We start from the raw sequence: 14,184 nt of genomic DNA on the forward strand, positions 1-14,184 counted from the left end.
AAGAAGTAGTGCTAAGGATGCGCACCGCCGTGGTAGGCGCAGCCGCGCAACACCTGGCCGTCGAGGCGCAACTGCGCGGAGAGGTGGCTGACGGTGCCGCTGGCGCTGTCGACACAGCGTTGCGGGGCGACCCACAGTTCGATCCGCTGGGTGTTGGCCTCGCTGCTGAAGTTGGTGCCGCCTTCGGGGAGCGTCTCTTCGAGATAGGGCAGTGCCTGTGCGGGTTGATCCGGACGCTCGAGCAGCATGCCCTGGTTGTTGATGCTCAGCGTCCAGTCCGGTTCGTGTCCGCTGGCGCGCAGCAGCTGACGCTTGAAGTTCGGGTCCTCGCAGCCGTGACCTTCACCCTGTAGTCGGTAGAGCCGGTCGACCGTCAGTTGCCCGTCGACGCCCTTTACAGCGCTCGAACCCAGGTTGCCGCGCAGATCGGCGAACAGTTTGGCGCCAAGGTCTGCGCCGAGCCCTTGTGCGTCCTGCTCGAAGCCGGTTGCGCCTTCATCGACAATCAGAAAGCGCCGCTGCTCGCTGCAGGGCCGGAACAGCAGTTGCCCATCGACGCGGGCGACCTCGCCCTGAAAGCGTTCGGTGGCGCGCTTGGGCGTGGGCGTGCTGCTCTGGAACATCTGGCAGCTGGCGAGCAAGGGAATGAGGCTGAACAACAGGACGCGGTGAGGAGTCATGATGGGCTCGAGCGGACGGGGAGGGGGGGCGCAGCGCCACTCAAGGCGCTGCGCGGGCAGGTCAGTTGCCTTTGACGGGCTTGCCGTCCACGCTGCCCTGCTGAAGCATGATCTGGTATTCCTTGCCGTCCTTTTCGACCTGGTGCAGGGCGACCAGCAGGTAGTCCCAGTTCTTGGCGAACCAGAGGATGGTGACGCGCTGGCTCTGGGTCGGGTCGCGGACGCGCTCCACCTTGACCGCATCGATCTGGCCGGCCTTGGTGCTCACGGATTCCTCGCCGAGCACGCGGAAGTCGTAGGTTTCGACTTCGTCGCCGTCGAGCACCTGATAGCTCATGCTCTTCTTGCCGACCGCCACGTCGTGCTGCAGCGCCAGTTGATAGGTCGATTTGTCGAGCAGCCCTCGGTTGAGTGGCAGCGTGACCGCGTCACCGCGATCACTACCGGTCACTTGCTTGGCGGCCCAGTCGAAACGGTGTTCGACCCGTTTGCCCTTGCCCAGACCGCTGCGCTTGAGGCGATAGCTCTGGGGCACGAAGGTGTCGCCGTCGACGGTGAATGTGCTGCGCTCATTGAGGCTGGCGACCAACATCGAGGCGTCGAAGTCGAGCTGCCAGCGTCCATTATCCAGTGCGCTCAGGCTGCGCTCGGCAGTGCCGCTGACCGGGACCTGTTTCCAGTCGGCGGTATAGCTTGCGGAAAACGGCTTGAGCTCCAGCGCCTGGACCGGCAGGGTCAGCAGGGCCAGGGCGAACAGCAAGGCACGGCGCATAGGGTCTCCTAAGTTCGTATCTGATAGCCGGTAGCCGGCAACGTGTCCCCATCCAGCATCGCGCCTTGTTCGGCAAGGCGCAAGCGCCCCTCGGCGAACCAGCGCATGGCCATGGGATAGATTCGGTGCTCTTCGACGTGCACACGGGCGGTCAGGCTTTCGGCGGTTTCTCCCGGAGCGACCGGTATGACGGCCTGGACCGCGACCGGCCCGCCGTCCAGTTCCTCGGTGACGAAATGAACGCTGCAGCCATGTTCAGGCTGGTTGTCGGCCAGTGCCCGGCGATGCGTGTCGAGGCCGCGATACAGGGGCAGTAGCGAGGGATGGATGTTGAGCAGGCGGCCGGTGTAGCGACGCACGAAGCCGGCCGTGAGGATACGCATGAAGCCGGCCAGAATCACGAGGTCGGGCGCATAGCCGTCAATGATCTCCATCAGGGCGGCATCGAAGGCCTCGCGCTCGGCGAAGGCCTTGTGGTCGACGACCCGGGTCTCGATGCCGGCTGCCGCCGCGCGCTGCAGGCCGAAGGCCTCGGGGCGGTTGGAGATCACTGCGCGAATCCGCGCGGGATTGTCCGCGCCCTGGCTGTCGATCAGGGCCTGCAGATTGCTGCCGGACCCTGAAATCAGCACCACCACATTGCAGGTTGCGGTCATCAATGACCCTTCAGATTGTTCAGCACGACGCGTTCGGTCCTTTCGCCGGCCTCGCCGATCTGGCCGATCACCCAAGGTGCCTCACCAGCCTCGCGCAGCGATTTCAACGCGGCCTCGACCTGGTCGGCCGCCACGCAGATCACCATGCCGACGCCGCAGTTGAGGACGCGGTGCATCTCATGCTCGTCGACGTTGCCCTGCTGCTGCAGCCAGTCGAACACCGCCGGGCGCGTCCAGCTGGCCACGTCGATCACCGCCTGGGCGCCGTCTGGCAGTACCCGCGGGATGTTGTCGAGCAGGCCGCCGCCAGTGATGTGGGCCATGGCCTTCACTGCCCCGGTTTGCTTGATCAGCTGGAGCAGCGGCTTGACGTAGATGCGGGTCGGCGCCATCAGCAGGTCGGCGAGGGGAGTGCCGTCGAGTTGCACCTGCTCGATGTCGGCGCCGGCCACTTCGATGATCTTGCGGATCAGCGAATAGCCGTTGGAGTGCGGGCCCGAGGAGGGCAGGGCGATCAGCGCGTCGCCGGCCGCTACCCTGGAGCCGTCGATGATTTCGCTCTTTTCCACCACGCCGACGCAGAAGCCGGCCAGGTCGTAGTCCTCGCCTTCGTACATGCCGGGCATTTCCGCGGTCTCACCACCTACCAGCGAACAACCGGCCAGTTCGCAGCCAACGCCGATGCCGGTCACCACGGTAGCGGCCACGTCGACGTTGAGCTTGCCGGTGGCGTAATAGTCGAGGAAGAACAGCGGTTCGGCGCCGCACACCACCAGGTCGTTGACGCACATGGCCACCAGGTCCTGGCCGATGCTGTCGTGCTTGTTCAGATTCAGTGCCAGGCGCAGCTTGGTACCTACGCCGTCGGTGCCCGACACCAGTACCGGTTGGCGATAGCCGGCCGGGATCTCGCAAAGAGCGCCGAAGCCACCGAGCCCGCCCATCACTTCAGGCCGCGCGGTCCGTTTGGCCACGCCCTTGATGCGTTCGACCAGGGCTTCGCCGGCATCGATGTCGACGCCTGCGTCCTTGTAGCTGATGGAGGGTTGCTTGCTCATAGAATCCGGGCCTGTCAGAAGGAGGTGCGGGAGAGTCGGCCGGGCGGGAAACGCTGTATCGGTGCGCTTCGCAAAGCGCCGGAGCCGGTCTGCGGAAAAGCCCGCGATTTTATCAGGCTTGCTGCACAGCGACCATCCCGCGCGGCGCCAGCTGCTCGCCGGGCGCTGGCGATTGCAGGCGTCGTCGCGCTGCGTCTACGGTGCGGTTGCTCGCGCTGTGGCGGCTGTTTAAGGTAATAGGCCATTTCAACGCCGCTTCGTGCATCGACACGAGGCGCCTCTCGAGACTGACTCCATGCACATGATTTCCCGCGTATTGCTGCTGTGCCTCGCGCTGTCGGTCTTGCCCAGCCATGCCGAGCAGACGCGTGGGCTGTTCCAGGTGCGCGAGCCGGTCGAGAATCAACAGTCAGGCGAGCGCGAGCAGGCGCTGCAGCGCGCCTTCGATACGCTGGTGCTGCGCCTGACCGGCGACGAGCAAGCCGCCAGGAGCGCGGCGGTCGGCCCGCTGCGCGAAGATCCCCAGCAGCTCGTGCGCCAGTACAGCTATGACGGCGAAAAGCTGGTAGTCGATTTCGATCAGTCGACCGTCGAGCGCAGCCTGCGCCAGGCCGGCCTGCCGCTGTGGGGCTCCAACCGCCCCGGTGTTCTGGCGTGGTGGCTGTATGAAACGGTCGATGGCAGCCAGTTGGTCGGAGACGGGCAGAGCAGTGCGGCACTGCTGCGTGAAGCCGGACGCCACCGCGGCCTGCCGTTGCACCTGCCGTTGGCGGATCTGAGCGAGCAGCTCGAAGCGACGCCCGAGACGGTCAAGGCGAGCAGCGGCGATGCCCTGCGCATGCTGTCCGAGCGCTACGACGCCGATGTGATGCTGGCCGTTTACGCCCATGAAACCGATGGATCCTGGCAGGCCGATTGGCAGCTCTGGGACGGAGAAGATCGCGGCCACGGCAAGGCCAAGGGCGACAGCCGCGAGGCGCTGGCCGACGCGGTAATGCTCGGGGCAAGTCAATTCTTGGCGCCGCGCTTCGTGGTCGCGCCTGGCGCCGTTTCGGAGATCACCCTGGAGATCGAAGGTGCCGACATCAGCCGTTTCGCGGAGCTGGACAAGCTGGTCGAGCCCTTTGGCGGCAGGTTGCTGCGCATCGATGACGACATGCTGGTCTACCGCCTCAACGCCAGCCCCGAGCAGCTGCGTAGCCAGCTGGCCCTGGCGCGCCTGAGAGAGGTCGAGATCCCCAAAGAGCCGATTGTCGAGCCGAACGACGAGCTGCAGGTCGAGGCGGATGGCGCTACGCAGGTTGCCCCGGGTGATGTCGCCCCCGGGGTCAATCAGCCTCCGGCACCGCCTGCCGAAGTCGATCGTGGCACGGTGATGCGCTTCAGCTGGTAAGCGCTTAGCGGCGGCCCGGCGCACCGGGCTCGCCCTCTTGCAGAGCAAAGGACTGCCATGCATCACTCCAATACCCCTTCTTACGACCGGCCTCCCATCTGCCGCCGCTGCAGCGCGGTGAGGAGCTTGCCCAGCGCATTGCGTCCGGGCTTCATCTTTGTTGAAACGAGGCACTAAATGAACAACCGCTGGCTATGGCTGGCCGGGCTGCTGCTGTGCGGCTGGCTGGTATACCTGTTGAAGCCGATCCTCACGCCCTTTCTGATCGGTATCCTGCTGGCGTACCTGGGCGATCCGCTGGTCGATCGGCTCGAACGTCTGAAGCTGTCGCGTATCTGGGGTGTGGTGGCGGTCTTTGGACTGTTCAGCCTGGTCTGCGTGCTGCTGCTGGTCGTGCTGGTGCCGATGCTCGGCCGCCAGTTGATGCACCTTTACCAGTTGGCGCCGGTGGCGCTGGACTGGTTGCAGCAGGTGGCGCTGCCCTGGGTGCAGGCGCGCTTCGGCCTGGAAGAGGAATTCTGGCGCTTCGATCAGCTCAAGGCCGCCTTCGCCGGACAACTGGGCGGCACTACCGATGTCCTGGCGCAGCTGTTCAGCCGAGCCACGGCATCGAGCCTGGCGTTGCTCGCCTGGGTGGCCAATCTGCTGCTGATCCCGGTAGTCAGCTTCTACCTGTTGCGCGATTGGGATGTGATCGTCGCCAGGCTTCGCGACCTGTTGCCGCGGCGCCGCGAGTCGCTGGTGGTGGGGCTGATGGGGGAGTGCCATGAGGTGATTGGCGCGTTCCTGCGAGGTCAGCTGCTGGTGATGCTGGCCTTGGCGGTGGTGTATTCCGGCGGGCTGATGCTGGTCGGCTTGCAGCTGGGCCTGCTGATCGGCGTGCTGGCGGGGTTGGCCAGTCTGGTGCCCTACATGGGCTTCGTGGTCGGCATCGGCGCGGCGCTGATCGCGGCGTTGTTCCAGTTCGGCCTCGAGCCGTACCCGTTGCTTGGCGTCGTGGCGGTCTTCACCGTCGGCCAGTTGCTCGAAGGCATGCTGCTGACGCCGCTGCTGGTGGGCGACCGCATCGGCCTGCACCCGGTGGCGGTGATCTTCGCCGTGCTGGCCGGTGGGCAGTTGTTCGGCTTCACCGGGGTGCTGCTGGCGTTGCCGGTCGCCGCGGTGATCATGGTGCTGCTGCGCCACATGCACGATGTCTATAAACTCTCCGGCCTTTACGCCGATCCGGCCATGGATCCGGCCGAACAACCCAGGCTGCCATGAAACCCATCCAGCTCCCGCTCGGCGTCCGTCTTCGCGACGACGCCACCTTCGCCAACTTCTACCCAGGCGCCAATGCCGCGGCGCTGGGCTATGTCGAGCGTCTCTGCTCGCCGCAGGCCGGCTGGTCGGACGAACTGATCTATCTGTGGGGGCCGGATGGCGTCGGGCGCAGCCATCTGTTGCAGGCGGCGTGCCTGTGGCTGCAGCAACGCGGCGAGGCCGCAGTCTATCTGCCCCTTGGCGAGGTGGCCGAATACGGCACGGCCTTGCTGGACGATCTGGAGCAGAGCGAGCTGGTTTGCCTGGACGATCTCGATGCGGTTGCTGGCGATCCGGTATGGGAGGAGGCGTTGTTTCACCTGTTCAATCGCCTGCGCGACGGCGGGCGGCGTCTGCTGCTGGCAGCCAACAGCGCGCCACGCGAATTGCCGGTGCAACTGGCGGACCTGAAGTCGCGCCTGAGCCTGTCGCTGGTGTTCATGCTCCAGCCGCTGTCGGACGAGGACAAACTGCGCGCGCTCCAGCTGCGGGCCTCTCGTCGCGGGCTCAACCTGCCTGATGATGTGGGCCGGTTCATCCTGACCAGGGGCTCGCGCAGCATGAACGCGCTGTTCGATCTGCTCGACCAGCTCGACCAGGCCTCGCTGCAGGCGCAGCGCAAGCTGACCATCCCTTTTCTCAAGGAAACCCTCGGCTGGTAGCGAGGATTCCCTGTCTGCCGGTTGACCCGCTTCGAGGCCGGTGGGTGCCTTATTCCACGCCCTGAATGATGAAGGTGCGATAGGTGGCGCCCCGGAAGCGATGCACCACCGCTTCTTGGTAGGCGGGGCTGTCGTACCAGGCTTCGGCGTCTTCGAAGGTGGGGAACTGCAGGATCACCGCGCCTTCCATCGGCTCACCCTCAGTCATGCGGAACGGGCCGTAAAAGGCCAATGGCATCAGCGCATCGGTGCGAGCCTGCGCCGCTTTTTCGCTATAGATCTTGAGCTCTTCGGCGTCCTGGGTTGATTCGCGGATGGCAACGAAATAGGCCGGCATCGGTGATTGCTCCTGCTGATTAGGTAGGGCGGGTCGCCCCAGGTGCAGGGCCGGTCCGCTACGAGCAGGACGTTACGCCATTCGCGGGCCTCTGACCAAGCCCGTCGGCTGCCTTCTGTCTGTGGTCCAGCGCCTCGACTGTGAAAACGCTGAACTCCCGATGCCTTCCAGCCATCGAATGTCGTAATGAGTTGGACCGAGTTTGCTCGCTGCGGCGGCGGGCGGGTCAGTGCGCGGAGAAGTTGATGACCCAGGGCAGTCGCTACCCAGGCAATGAAGACAATCTACCAGTAGATCATGAGGGTGGAGGGCAGAGCGGTGGGCTGCCCGCCAAAGGTGAGTTCGATGAAAGCAGTTATAACCCTCTAGGCAATCCAGGCCTCAAGCACTGGCAGGCCAGCTACATCACTCGGCCTGGCCTGGACGATCGCAGCAGCGTATTTTTTGCCGCCGTCGAAATGACCCGCATGCCGATGGTTCTCACCGACCCCCGCCAGCCGGACAACCCCATCGTTTTCGTCAACAAGGCCTTCCTCGACCTCACCGGGTACGAGGAAGATCAGGTTGTGGGCCGCAACTGCCGGTTCCTGCAGGGCGAGCAAACCGATCCGGAATCGATCGCAGAGGTCCGCAAGGCACTGGAAGAGCATCGCGGCGTGGCGCTGGACCTGCTCAATTACAAAGCGGACGGCTCGCCGTTCTGGAATGCGCTGTTCATCGGCCCGATCTTCGACGAAAGCGGCGAGCTGCTGTACTTCTTCGCTTCTCAGCTCGATGTCACCCAGCGCCGTGTCTCCGAGCAGTCGTTTCGGCATGCGCAGAAGATGGAAGCGATCGGCCAGTTGACCGCCGGGATGGCGCATGACTTCAACAACCTGCTGCAGGTGGTCACCGGCAACCTGGAGGTGGCGCAGCAGTACGCGGTCGGCAACTCGGTCCTCTCCAGCGCCATCGAGCATGCGCAGGCGGCTGCCGAGCGCGGTGGCAAACTCACCCAACAGCTGCTCGCCTTTGCCCGTAAGCAGCGCCTGGAGCCGCAGCGGCTGAACCTCAACAGCCTGGTCGTCGAGTTCAGCGAGATGGCAGTCCGAGCACTGGGCGAACGCGTTGATCTGCGGTTGGACCTCAAGCCGGGATTGCCGTCCTGCGTACTCGATCCGACGCACATGGAAATGGCCCTGCTCAACGTTCTGATGAATGCGCGCGATGCCATGCCCAATGGCGGCCGGGTTACCGTCGGCACCACGACCCTGCAGAGTCCCGAGCGCAACGCGGCGCATAATCTGCCTACGGGCAACTATGTGGTCATCTGCGTCATCGATGAAGGCGAGGGGATGCGTCCGGAGGTGTTGCGTCGGGCCTCGGAGCCTTTCTTCAGCACCAAGGGGCCGGGCACGGGTCTGGGCCTGGCGATGGTCCATGGCTTCGTCCAGCAGTCCCACGGCCGGCTCGAGATCGAGAGTGAGGTCGGCAAGGGCACCACCGTGCGGATGATCTTTCCTGTGGCAGGGGAGCGTGCATCGCGTTCGGAGGAAAGCCCTCTCGACGATCTGCTCCCGGCCGTCGCCGGCCAGCAGACGATTCTACTGGTCGAGGACAGCACCGATGTACGGGAAGTCACCCAGGCCTATCTGGCCTCGCTTGGCTATCGGGTGCTGGCCGCGGACAGCGGCGAAGCGGCGCTACAGGTACTCGAGGATAACGACGGCGGTATCGATCTGCTGTTTTCGGACGTGATCATGCCTGGCGGCATCAACGGGCTGGTGCTGGCCGAGCGCGTGCGCGAGCGCATCCCGGGTTTGCCTGTGCTGCTGACGACCGGTTATGCCGACGACCTGTCTGGGCAGGGCGTCGATGCGTCCAAGCTGACCATCCTCAACAAGCCCTACAAGCAGCGTGAACTGGCCGAGTGCCTTGGCGTGCTGCTCGGTCGCGAGCAAGGCGCATGAGCGGATCTCATGTCCTGGTGGTCGATGACGAAGCCGAGATCGCCGCTCTGTTTCAGGCTTTCCTCGAACTGGACGGCTACCGGGTATCGGTTGCCAACAGTGGCGAGGACGCGTTGAGCCTCGACGAGGCGGACCCCATAGATGCTTTGGTGACCGACCTGGCGATGCCCGGCATGGATGGACGCGCGCTGGTCCAACGCTTGCGCGAGCGACGTCCGCAACTGCCCGTGCTGGTGGTGTCGGGATATCCGAGCGACGCTTTCGTCGATGTGCCGCGCACCCGTGTATTGAACAAGCCGGTGGGGCTGGTGCCGCTCACCCGGTGCCTGCGCGATCTACTCGGATAACGAGGCGCGTTCAGCAGGCTTCGAAGGCCGCGTCGATGGCAGCCAGCAGCTCGTTGATATTTACCGGCTTGGTCAGGTGGCGATCGAATCCGGCCGCCAGCGCGGCTTCCTTGTCCTTGGGCTGACCCCATCCGGTAATCGCCACCAGGAGCACCTGCTGGTCTCCCGGCAGGGCGCGGATGGCACGGGCCACCTCGTCGCCACGCAACCCCGGCATGCCGATGTCCAGCAGGGCGACCTGCGGGCGGATGCGCTGGAACGACTCGAGCGCTTCGAGACCGTCGAACGCCAGGTGCACCTGATGACCCTCCAGGCGCAGCAGTTCGGCCATGGTTTCGGCAATGTCGCGGTTGTCGTCCGCCACCAGGATGCATCGCGCGGCGCTGGCCTGGACCGGCGTCGTGCGATCCGGCGAGAGGGGCGCCTGTTCCTCCCGCACGGGCAGGTGCACGGTGAACTGCGAACCCTGGCCAAGGCCTGCACTGCTGGCCTCGATATCGCCGCCGTGAAGCCGTGCCAGTCCACGCGCCAGCGCGAGGCCGATGCCGAGCCCGGTGCTCTGGTATGTAGGTGCTACCTGGGCGAACTTCTCGAAAATCGGGGTCAAGTGTTCGGGGTCGATGCCACGGCCGTCGTCGCTGACGCGAATCCGTGCCAGCCCGTCTTCGCGGTCGAGAGCTACACCGATATGTCCGCCGCCATCGGTGAACTTGGCAGCGTTGGTCAGCAGGTTGGTGACTAGCTGTTCGAGGCGTAGTGCATCGCCATGGACCATTATCGGTGTGTCTGGCAGCTGCACGAGCACCTGATGATGCTTGGCCTCCAGCTTCGCCCCGGCGGTTTCCAGGGCTGCCTCGACCACCTTGCGCAGATCGACCGGCTCGCTGCGCAGGATCAGCTTGCCCAGCGTGATGCGGGAAATGTCCATCAGATCATCGAGCAGTAGCGCCATGTGCCTGACCTGACGCTCGATGACCTGCTGGCTGCGCTGCTTTTGCGCCTCGCTCGCCATGGGCGTGCCGAACACGCTGGCGGCCAGGCGAATCGGCGCCAGCGGGTTGCGCAGCTCGTGAGCGAGGGTCGCGAGGAACTCGTCCTTGCGGCGGTCGGCTTCGAGGATGACCTGTTCCTGGCGCTTGCGATCGCTGATATCGGCGAACCAGATCGCCACGCTCGAGCGAAACGGCGTGGCGATGACATGGAACCAGCGCTCGCGCTCTTCAAAGGTCGAAGGCAGCTCGAACTCTTGCGAGCGTCCGCTGGTGACCACGTCGACCAGGGTGGCGAACAGCCGGGAGTTACCCCAGTCCGGCAGCAGGTCGCAGCCCCGTGCCCCGGTCAGCTCCTGAACCGGGCAATCGAGGATGGCGGCAGCCTTGGGGTTGACGAAGTCGCAGCGAAAATCCCGGATCACGTCGCTGTCGTCGCGCAAAGGAGAAATGACGGTGAAGGGCACGGTGGACGAGTCGAGCGCAACCTGCAGGCGCTGCTCCAGCGCGCCGGCCTGGGTTCGCGCGCGGTCGCGGTCGATGAACACCGAGGCCAGGTCGGCGGTGAGATCGGCCAGACGGATCTCCCGCTCACTCGGCACGCGTGCTGTGGCCAGCAGGATGGTGAGGGCACCCATCACCGTGCCGTCGCTGTGCTTGATCGGCGTGATGTGCGCCGCGCGGAAACCTTCCAGGCGTGCCTGCGGCGCGAAGGGCGCGAAACAGGGATCGGTGTCCACCGCTACTATCCGTTGGCCACTGAGCACGGCGCCCCCGCAGATGTCCCGCCCAGGCTGGAGATCATCGAGCCATTCCAGCGCCGCCTGCGACAGGCCGCGCGTGGAGTGCGGGCGCGGTGGCGAGCCGTTCTCGCTGAGGGAGAGAAGCCCCTGGGTGGCGCCATGCAGATCGCACAGCACCTCGAGGATGCTGTCGAGCTGCTCGTCGAGCGACGGCAGTTGCAGCAGGCGGCTGCTCAGCGCCTGCAGGCGCTCCAGGTCGGACACCTGCTGGGTGAGCTCGCGCTGGGCCTGTTCGAGCCGCGAGACCATCTGGTCACGTTCGCGCTCGCTGAGGTCGCGCGCTTGCGCGGCAATCTGCAGCGCCTGGCCCACTTCGCGAATCTCATCGATTTCGCTGTCCGGTGCATGGACCGGCTGATGTTTCCCGATGGCGTTGGCGGCGCGGCGCAACTGGCGCATCGGCACGTTGATGCGCTGGGTGGCGAACAGCACCGCGGCCACCGCGAGCGCGAGCGACATGGCGAGCCCGCTGCCGTAGAGCATGAGCGATTGCATCGCCCCGGCAGCCACGTTGCTGCGTGGAATGCCGGTGGCGATGGTCCAGCCGAGTTCTTCGAGCCTCACGAAGGCGGTATACATCGACTCGCCTTCGAGCGTCTCGGAGACGCCAATTCCCTCGGCGGCCGGGTTGTGCATGAGCAGGTCATGGAGGGTTGCAGTGGGCGAAGTGCCCAGGGTTTCCTGGTGATGCACGGTGCGCGCGACGCGTTTTTCGTTGCGATCGAGCACTGTCGTGACCCAGCCTTCGGGCAGGCGACGGTTATTGATGACGTTAAGGATGGCCTCGGGCTGCAGCACGGCTGTCAGCACATAGCGGATCTGCCCGTCGCGCACCACCGGCACGCGCAAGGGGATGCCCCAGGTGTTGCGGGGGCCAAGCGCCATGTTGCCGACCTGAGCGTTGCCGGTGCGCAGCACCTCGTTGAAGCTTGCGTGGTCGGCCAGCGCGCCATCGGCGGTCGGTGTTTCGCGGGCGACCCGCTGCACTACCTGGCCGTCGTGATCGATCAGCAGTATCGAATGCCAGCCCGGCATGAATGGCAGTACCCGGCGGCCCAGCTGGCCATAGGCCCGGATGTCTCCTTCGGTGAGTGGGCCGGACTGGGCCAGTGCCTGCAGGACGTCCATCGAACGCTGCACCTCCACCTCGATCGCGGTGGCGGCCAGGCGGGTCACTTCCAGGCCCCGCAGCTCGGTCTGGTGCCGTTGCTCGTGGATGATCGCGAGCAGGCCGAGACCCGCGGCCACCGCGAGCGGAACGATACCCGCCAGGGCGATGGTCAATAGCCGCTTTCGCAGCCGAACGGTGCGCGGTGGCTTGTGTCCAACGTTCTGATCCATGGGACCTCCTGCCTTTGCGTCCCGGTGGACGGGCGTAGCGTCATGGGACGGCCGGGATTCGTGCCCGGGCGCGCGTTCTGCAAGCCGCCGAATGGACGGAGTGTAATCGCGGTGCGGGCAGAGCGCAGCGGCAAATATTGGGCGGCCTGCCACATGCGCGAGGAACCTCACGCGAGTGCTGGTGCTCTCTAGAACTGGAAAGCACAAACAGGAGGCAGGCGTGCAGAACTATCATGTGAAACAGGTCGACGCGGGCTGGGCGTTACTGGAAGAGGGTAGCGAGCGCGCGGTGCTCGAGGCGTCGACGAAGGAGGAACTGGTGCGCCAGGTGCCCGGCTACATGGCGGGCAAGGTGGGCTCGGTGAAGATTCATCGCGCGGACGGTACTTTCGAGGAGGAGCGCACCTACCCGCGGGCAGCGGATCCAACCCAATCTCCTGGCTGATGCGCTGGCAGCGTAGCACCCTGGTGAGCCGAATGACGTGAGCGGGCGGATCCTTTAGCGCATGGATGTCGATGACCCGGCATTGCTGGTTGCCCGCATTCAGTTCGGGCTCACCATCAGCTTCCACATCGTGTTGGCGGCCTTTTCCATTGGCCTTGCCAATTTCCTGATGGTGCTCGAAGGTCTTTGGTTGCGCACCCGCGACGAGCTCTATCTGGACCTCTACAAATTCTGGCTGAAGATATTCGCGCTCAACGTGACCGTGGGCGTAGTGTCCGGAATCGTCATGGAGTTCGAGTTCGGCACCAACTGGGGGCGGCTGTCGACGTTGGCCGGCTCGGTGATCGGGCCGCTGATGTTCTACGAGGTGCTGGTTGCGTTCTTTCTCGAGGCCGGCTTTCTCGGGATCATGCTGTTCGGCATGCGCAAGGTGGGGCCGAAGCTGCATTTCTTTACCACCTGCATGGTAGCCCTCGGCTCGCTGTTCAGCGCCTTCTGGATCCTCTCGGCCAATTCCTGGATGCACACGCCGGCCGGCTTCGTCATCGGTTCCGATGGTCGCTTCGAGGCCCAGGACTGGCTGGCGATCATCTTCAACCCGTCGTTTCCCTATCGTTTCACCCACATGACCATCGCAGCCTTTCTGGCGACGGCCTTGATGGTGGCGGCCACCGGCGCCTGGCACTTGTTGCGCGACAAGAGTAACCGGGGCGCACGTGTGATGTTTTCCATGGCCTTGTGGGTCGTCGCGGTGCTCGCGCCGTTGCAGATTCTTGTCGGCGATCTGCACGGGGAGAACACGCTCGAGCATCAGCCGCAGAAGGTCGCGGCCATGGAAGGCGCCTGGGACCGGCCGCCGCCCGGGGCGGGCGAGCCAATGAGGCTATTCGCGATCCCCGACATGCAGGAGCGGCGCAACCACTTCGAACTGGCGATCCCGCATGTGGGCTCCTTGTACCTGCGTCACAACCTGAGCGGCACCATCAAGAGCCTCAACGAATTCCCACCCGAAGACATCCCTCCGGTGCCGATCGTGTTCTTCGCCTTTCGCATCATGGTGGGGCTGGGCCTGCTGATGGCCGTGCTCGGAGCGGCAAGCGTAGTGTTGCGCCGGCGTGGCCGGCTGTATGACGCGCGCTGGCTGCAACGGATATCGGTGTGGATGGCGCCGGCAGGGTTCATCGCAATGCTCTGCGGCTGGGTGGTCACCGAGGTCGGTCGCCAGCCGTTCACCGTCTATGGCCTGCTGCGCACCGCAGACAGCCGCTCGCCAGTCTCGCTGTCATTCGTGACCACCTCCACGCTCAGCATTCTGGCGGTCTACCTGCTGGTGTTCGGGCTGGGCCTGGCCTATCTGCTACGCGCGCTGCGCAGGCCGCCGGAGCAGGGGGAGCGCGAACCTGAACCCGGGCTGCGGAGCCCGCCTGTCGACTGACGCCACGCGAGGTGA

The 14,184-nt window shown here is 65.1% G+C and carries 13 protein-coding genes; 7 read left to right on the forward strand and 6 right to left on the reverse strand.

What is annotated here, in order from left to right; all coding sequences use genetic code 11:
• Nucleotides 1-11: 11 nt before the first annotated feature.
• The 4 genes from G7026_RS03705 to purM all read right to left on the reverse strand — a co-directional run bounded on the left by G7026_RS03705 (nt 12) and on the right by purM (nt 3,166).
• Entirely contained in the window at nt 12-680 is a 669-nt protein-coding gene (locus tag G7026_RS03705; RefSeq protein ID WP_181069424.1) for a COG3650 family protein, read from the reverse strand.
• 61 nt (nt 681-741) lie between these two features.
• The gene (locus G7026_RS03710; RefSeq protein ID WP_181069425.1) at nt 742-1,452 is read right to left on the reverse strand and encodes a DUF3108 domain-containing protein; all 711 of its coding nucleotides are present in this window, start codon (nt 1,450-1,452) and stop codon (nt 742-744) included.
• Between the two features lie 8 nt (nt 1,453-1,460).
• Nucleotides 1,461-2,108: a phosphoribosylglycinamide formyltransferase gene (purN, locus tag G7026_RS03715; protein ID WP_181069426.1), complete on the reverse strand. Its 648-nt coding sequence runs from the start codon at nt 2,106-2,108 to the stop codon at nt 1,461-1,463.
• Nucleotides 2,108-3,166 carry a phosphoribosylformylglycinamidine cyclo-ligase gene (gene purM / locus G7026_RS03720; protein WP_181069427.1) on the reverse strand — a complete coding sequence of 353 codons (1,059 nt, stop codon included), beginning with the start codon at nt 3,164-3,166 and terminating at the stop codon, nt 2,108-2,110. The genes purN and purM overlap by 1 nt, the downstream gene beginning before the upstream one ends.
• 295 nt (nt 3,167-3,461) lie before the next feature.
• Between purM and G7026_RS03725 the strand changes: the two genes are divergently transcribed.
• The 3 genes from G7026_RS03725 to hda all read left to right on the forward strand — a co-directional run bounded on the left by G7026_RS03725 (nt 3,462) and on the right by hda (nt 6,523).
• Nucleotides 3,462-4,559, forward strand: coding sequence for a DUF2066 domain-containing protein (locus G7026_RS03725; RefSeq protein WP_181069428.1), 1,098 nt, complete (start codon nt 3,462-3,464; stop codon nt 4,557-4,559).
• 177 nt (nt 4,560-4,736) lie between these two features.
• Nucleotides 4,737-5,822: an AI-2E family transporter gene (locus G7026_RS03730; RefSeq protein WP_181069429.1), complete on the forward strand. Its 1,086-nt coding sequence runs from the start codon at nt 4,737-4,739 to the stop codon at nt 5,820-5,822.
• Nucleotides 5,819-6,523 carry a DnaA regulatory inactivator Hda gene (hda, locus tag G7026_RS03735; RefSeq protein ID WP_181069430.1) on the forward strand — a complete coding sequence of 235 codons (705 nt, stop codon included), beginning with the start codon at nt 5,819-5,821 and terminating at the stop codon, nt 6,521-6,523. The genes G7026_RS03730 and hda overlap by 4 nt, the downstream gene beginning before the upstream one ends.
• 49 nt (nt 6,524-6,572) lie before the next feature.
• Here hda and G7026_RS03740 read toward each other — a convergent pair whose 3' ends face one another.
• The gene (locus G7026_RS03740) at nt 6,573-6,860 is read right to left on the reverse strand and encodes a DUF1330 domain-containing protein (protein ID WP_181069431.1); all 288 of its coding nucleotides are present in this window, start codon (nt 6,858-6,860) and stop codon (nt 6,573-6,575) included.
• A gap of 245 nt (nt 6,861-7,105) precedes the next feature.
• Between G7026_RS03740 and G7026_RS03745 the strand changes: the two genes are divergently transcribed.
• Entirely contained in the window at nt 7,106-8,809 is a 1,704-nt protein-coding gene (locus tag G7026_RS03745) for a histidine kinase famiy protein (RefSeq protein ID WP_181069432.1), read from the forward strand.
• Nucleotides 8,806-9,156 (forward strand): response regulator, encoded by a 351-nt coding sequence (locus G7026_RS03750; RefSeq protein ID WP_181069433.1) that lies wholly within the window; start codon nt 8,806-8,808, stop codon nt 9,154-9,156. Before G7026_RS03745 ends, G7026_RS03750 begins: the two co-directional genes overlap by 4 nt.
• Nucleotides 9,157-9,166: 10 nt before the next feature.
• Here G7026_RS03750 and G7026_RS03755 read toward each other — a convergent pair whose 3' ends face one another.
• On the reverse strand, nt 9,167-11,833 hold the full coding sequence (locus tag G7026_RS03755; RefSeq protein ID WP_375138185.1) for an ATP-binding protein: 2,667 nt from the start codon (nt 11,831-11,833) through the stop codon (nt 9,167-9,169).
• Between the two features lie 676 nt (nt 11,834-12,509).
• Between G7026_RS03755 and G7026_RS03760 the strand changes: the two genes are divergently transcribed.
• Nucleotides 12,510-12,734 (forward strand): DUF2188 domain-containing protein, encoded by a 225-nt coding sequence (locus G7026_RS03760; protein ID WP_181069435.1) that lies wholly within the window; start codon nt 12,510-12,512, stop codon nt 12,732-12,734.
• Nucleotides 12,735-12,795: 61 nt separating this feature from the next.
• Nucleotides 12,796-14,169 (forward strand): cytochrome ubiquinol oxidase subunit I, encoded by a 1,374-nt coding sequence (locus tag G7026_RS03765; RefSeq protein WP_181069436.1) that lies wholly within the window; start codon nt 12,796-12,798, stop codon nt 14,167-14,169.
• Nucleotides 14,170-14,184: the final 15 nt, after the last annotated feature.

This window comes from Stutzerimonas azotifigens (genome assembly GCF_013522725.1).
Taxonomy (GTDB): Bacteria; Pseudomonadota; Gammaproteobacteria; order Pseudomonadales; family Pseudomonadaceae; genus Stutzerimonas; species Stutzerimonas azotifigens_A.

Bases quoted from the DNA above. Each gene is read 5' to 3' on its own strand.
- G7026_RS03705 (WP_181069424.1), bottom strand. From the start codon at position 680: ATGACTCCTCACCGCGTCCTGTTGTTCAGCCTCATTCCCTTGCTCGCC.
- purN (WP_181069426.1), bottom strand. From the start codon at position 2,108: ATGACCGCAACCTGCAATGTGGTGGTGCTGATTTCAGGGTCCGGCAGC.
- G7026_RS03755 (WP_375138185.1), bottom strand. From the start codon at position 11,833: ATGGCGCTTGGCCCCCGCAACACCTGGGGCATCCCCTTGCGCGTGCCG.
- G7026_RS03745 (WP_181069432.1), top strand. From the start codon at position 7,106: ATGACCCAGGGCAGTCGCTACCCAGGCAATGAAGACAATCTACCAGTA.
- G7026_RS03750 (WP_181069433.1), top strand. From the start codon at position 8,806: ATGAGCGGATCTCATGTCCTGGTGGTCGATGACGAAGCCGAGATCGCC.
- G7026_RS03765 (WP_181069436.1), top strand. From the start codon at position 12,796: ATGGATGTCGATGACCCGGCATTGCTGGTTGCCCGCATTCAGTTCGGG.
- G7026_RS03740 (WP_181069431.1), bottom strand. From the start codon at position 6,860: ATGCCGGCCTATTTCGTTGCCATCCGCGAATCAACCCAGGACGCCGAA.
- G7026_RS03725 (WP_181069428.1), top strand. From the start codon at position 3,462: ATGCACATGATTTCCCGCGTATTGCTGCTGTGCCTCGCGCTGTCGGTC.
- G7026_RS03730 (WP_181069429.1), top strand. From the start codon at position 4,737: ATGAACAACCGCTGGCTATGGCTGGCCGGGCTGCTGCTGTGCGGCTGG.
- G7026_RS03710 (WP_181069425.1), bottom strand. From the start codon at position 1,452: ATGCGCCGTGCCTTGCTGTTCGCCCTGGCCCTGCTGACCCTGCCGGTC.
- purM (WP_181069427.1), bottom strand. From the start codon at position 3,166: ATGAGCAAGCAACCCTCCATCAGCTACAAGGACGCAGGCGTCGACATC.
- hda (WP_181069430.1), top strand. From the start codon at position 5,819: ATGAAACCCATCCAGCTCCCGCTCGGCGTCCGTCTTCGCGACGACGCC.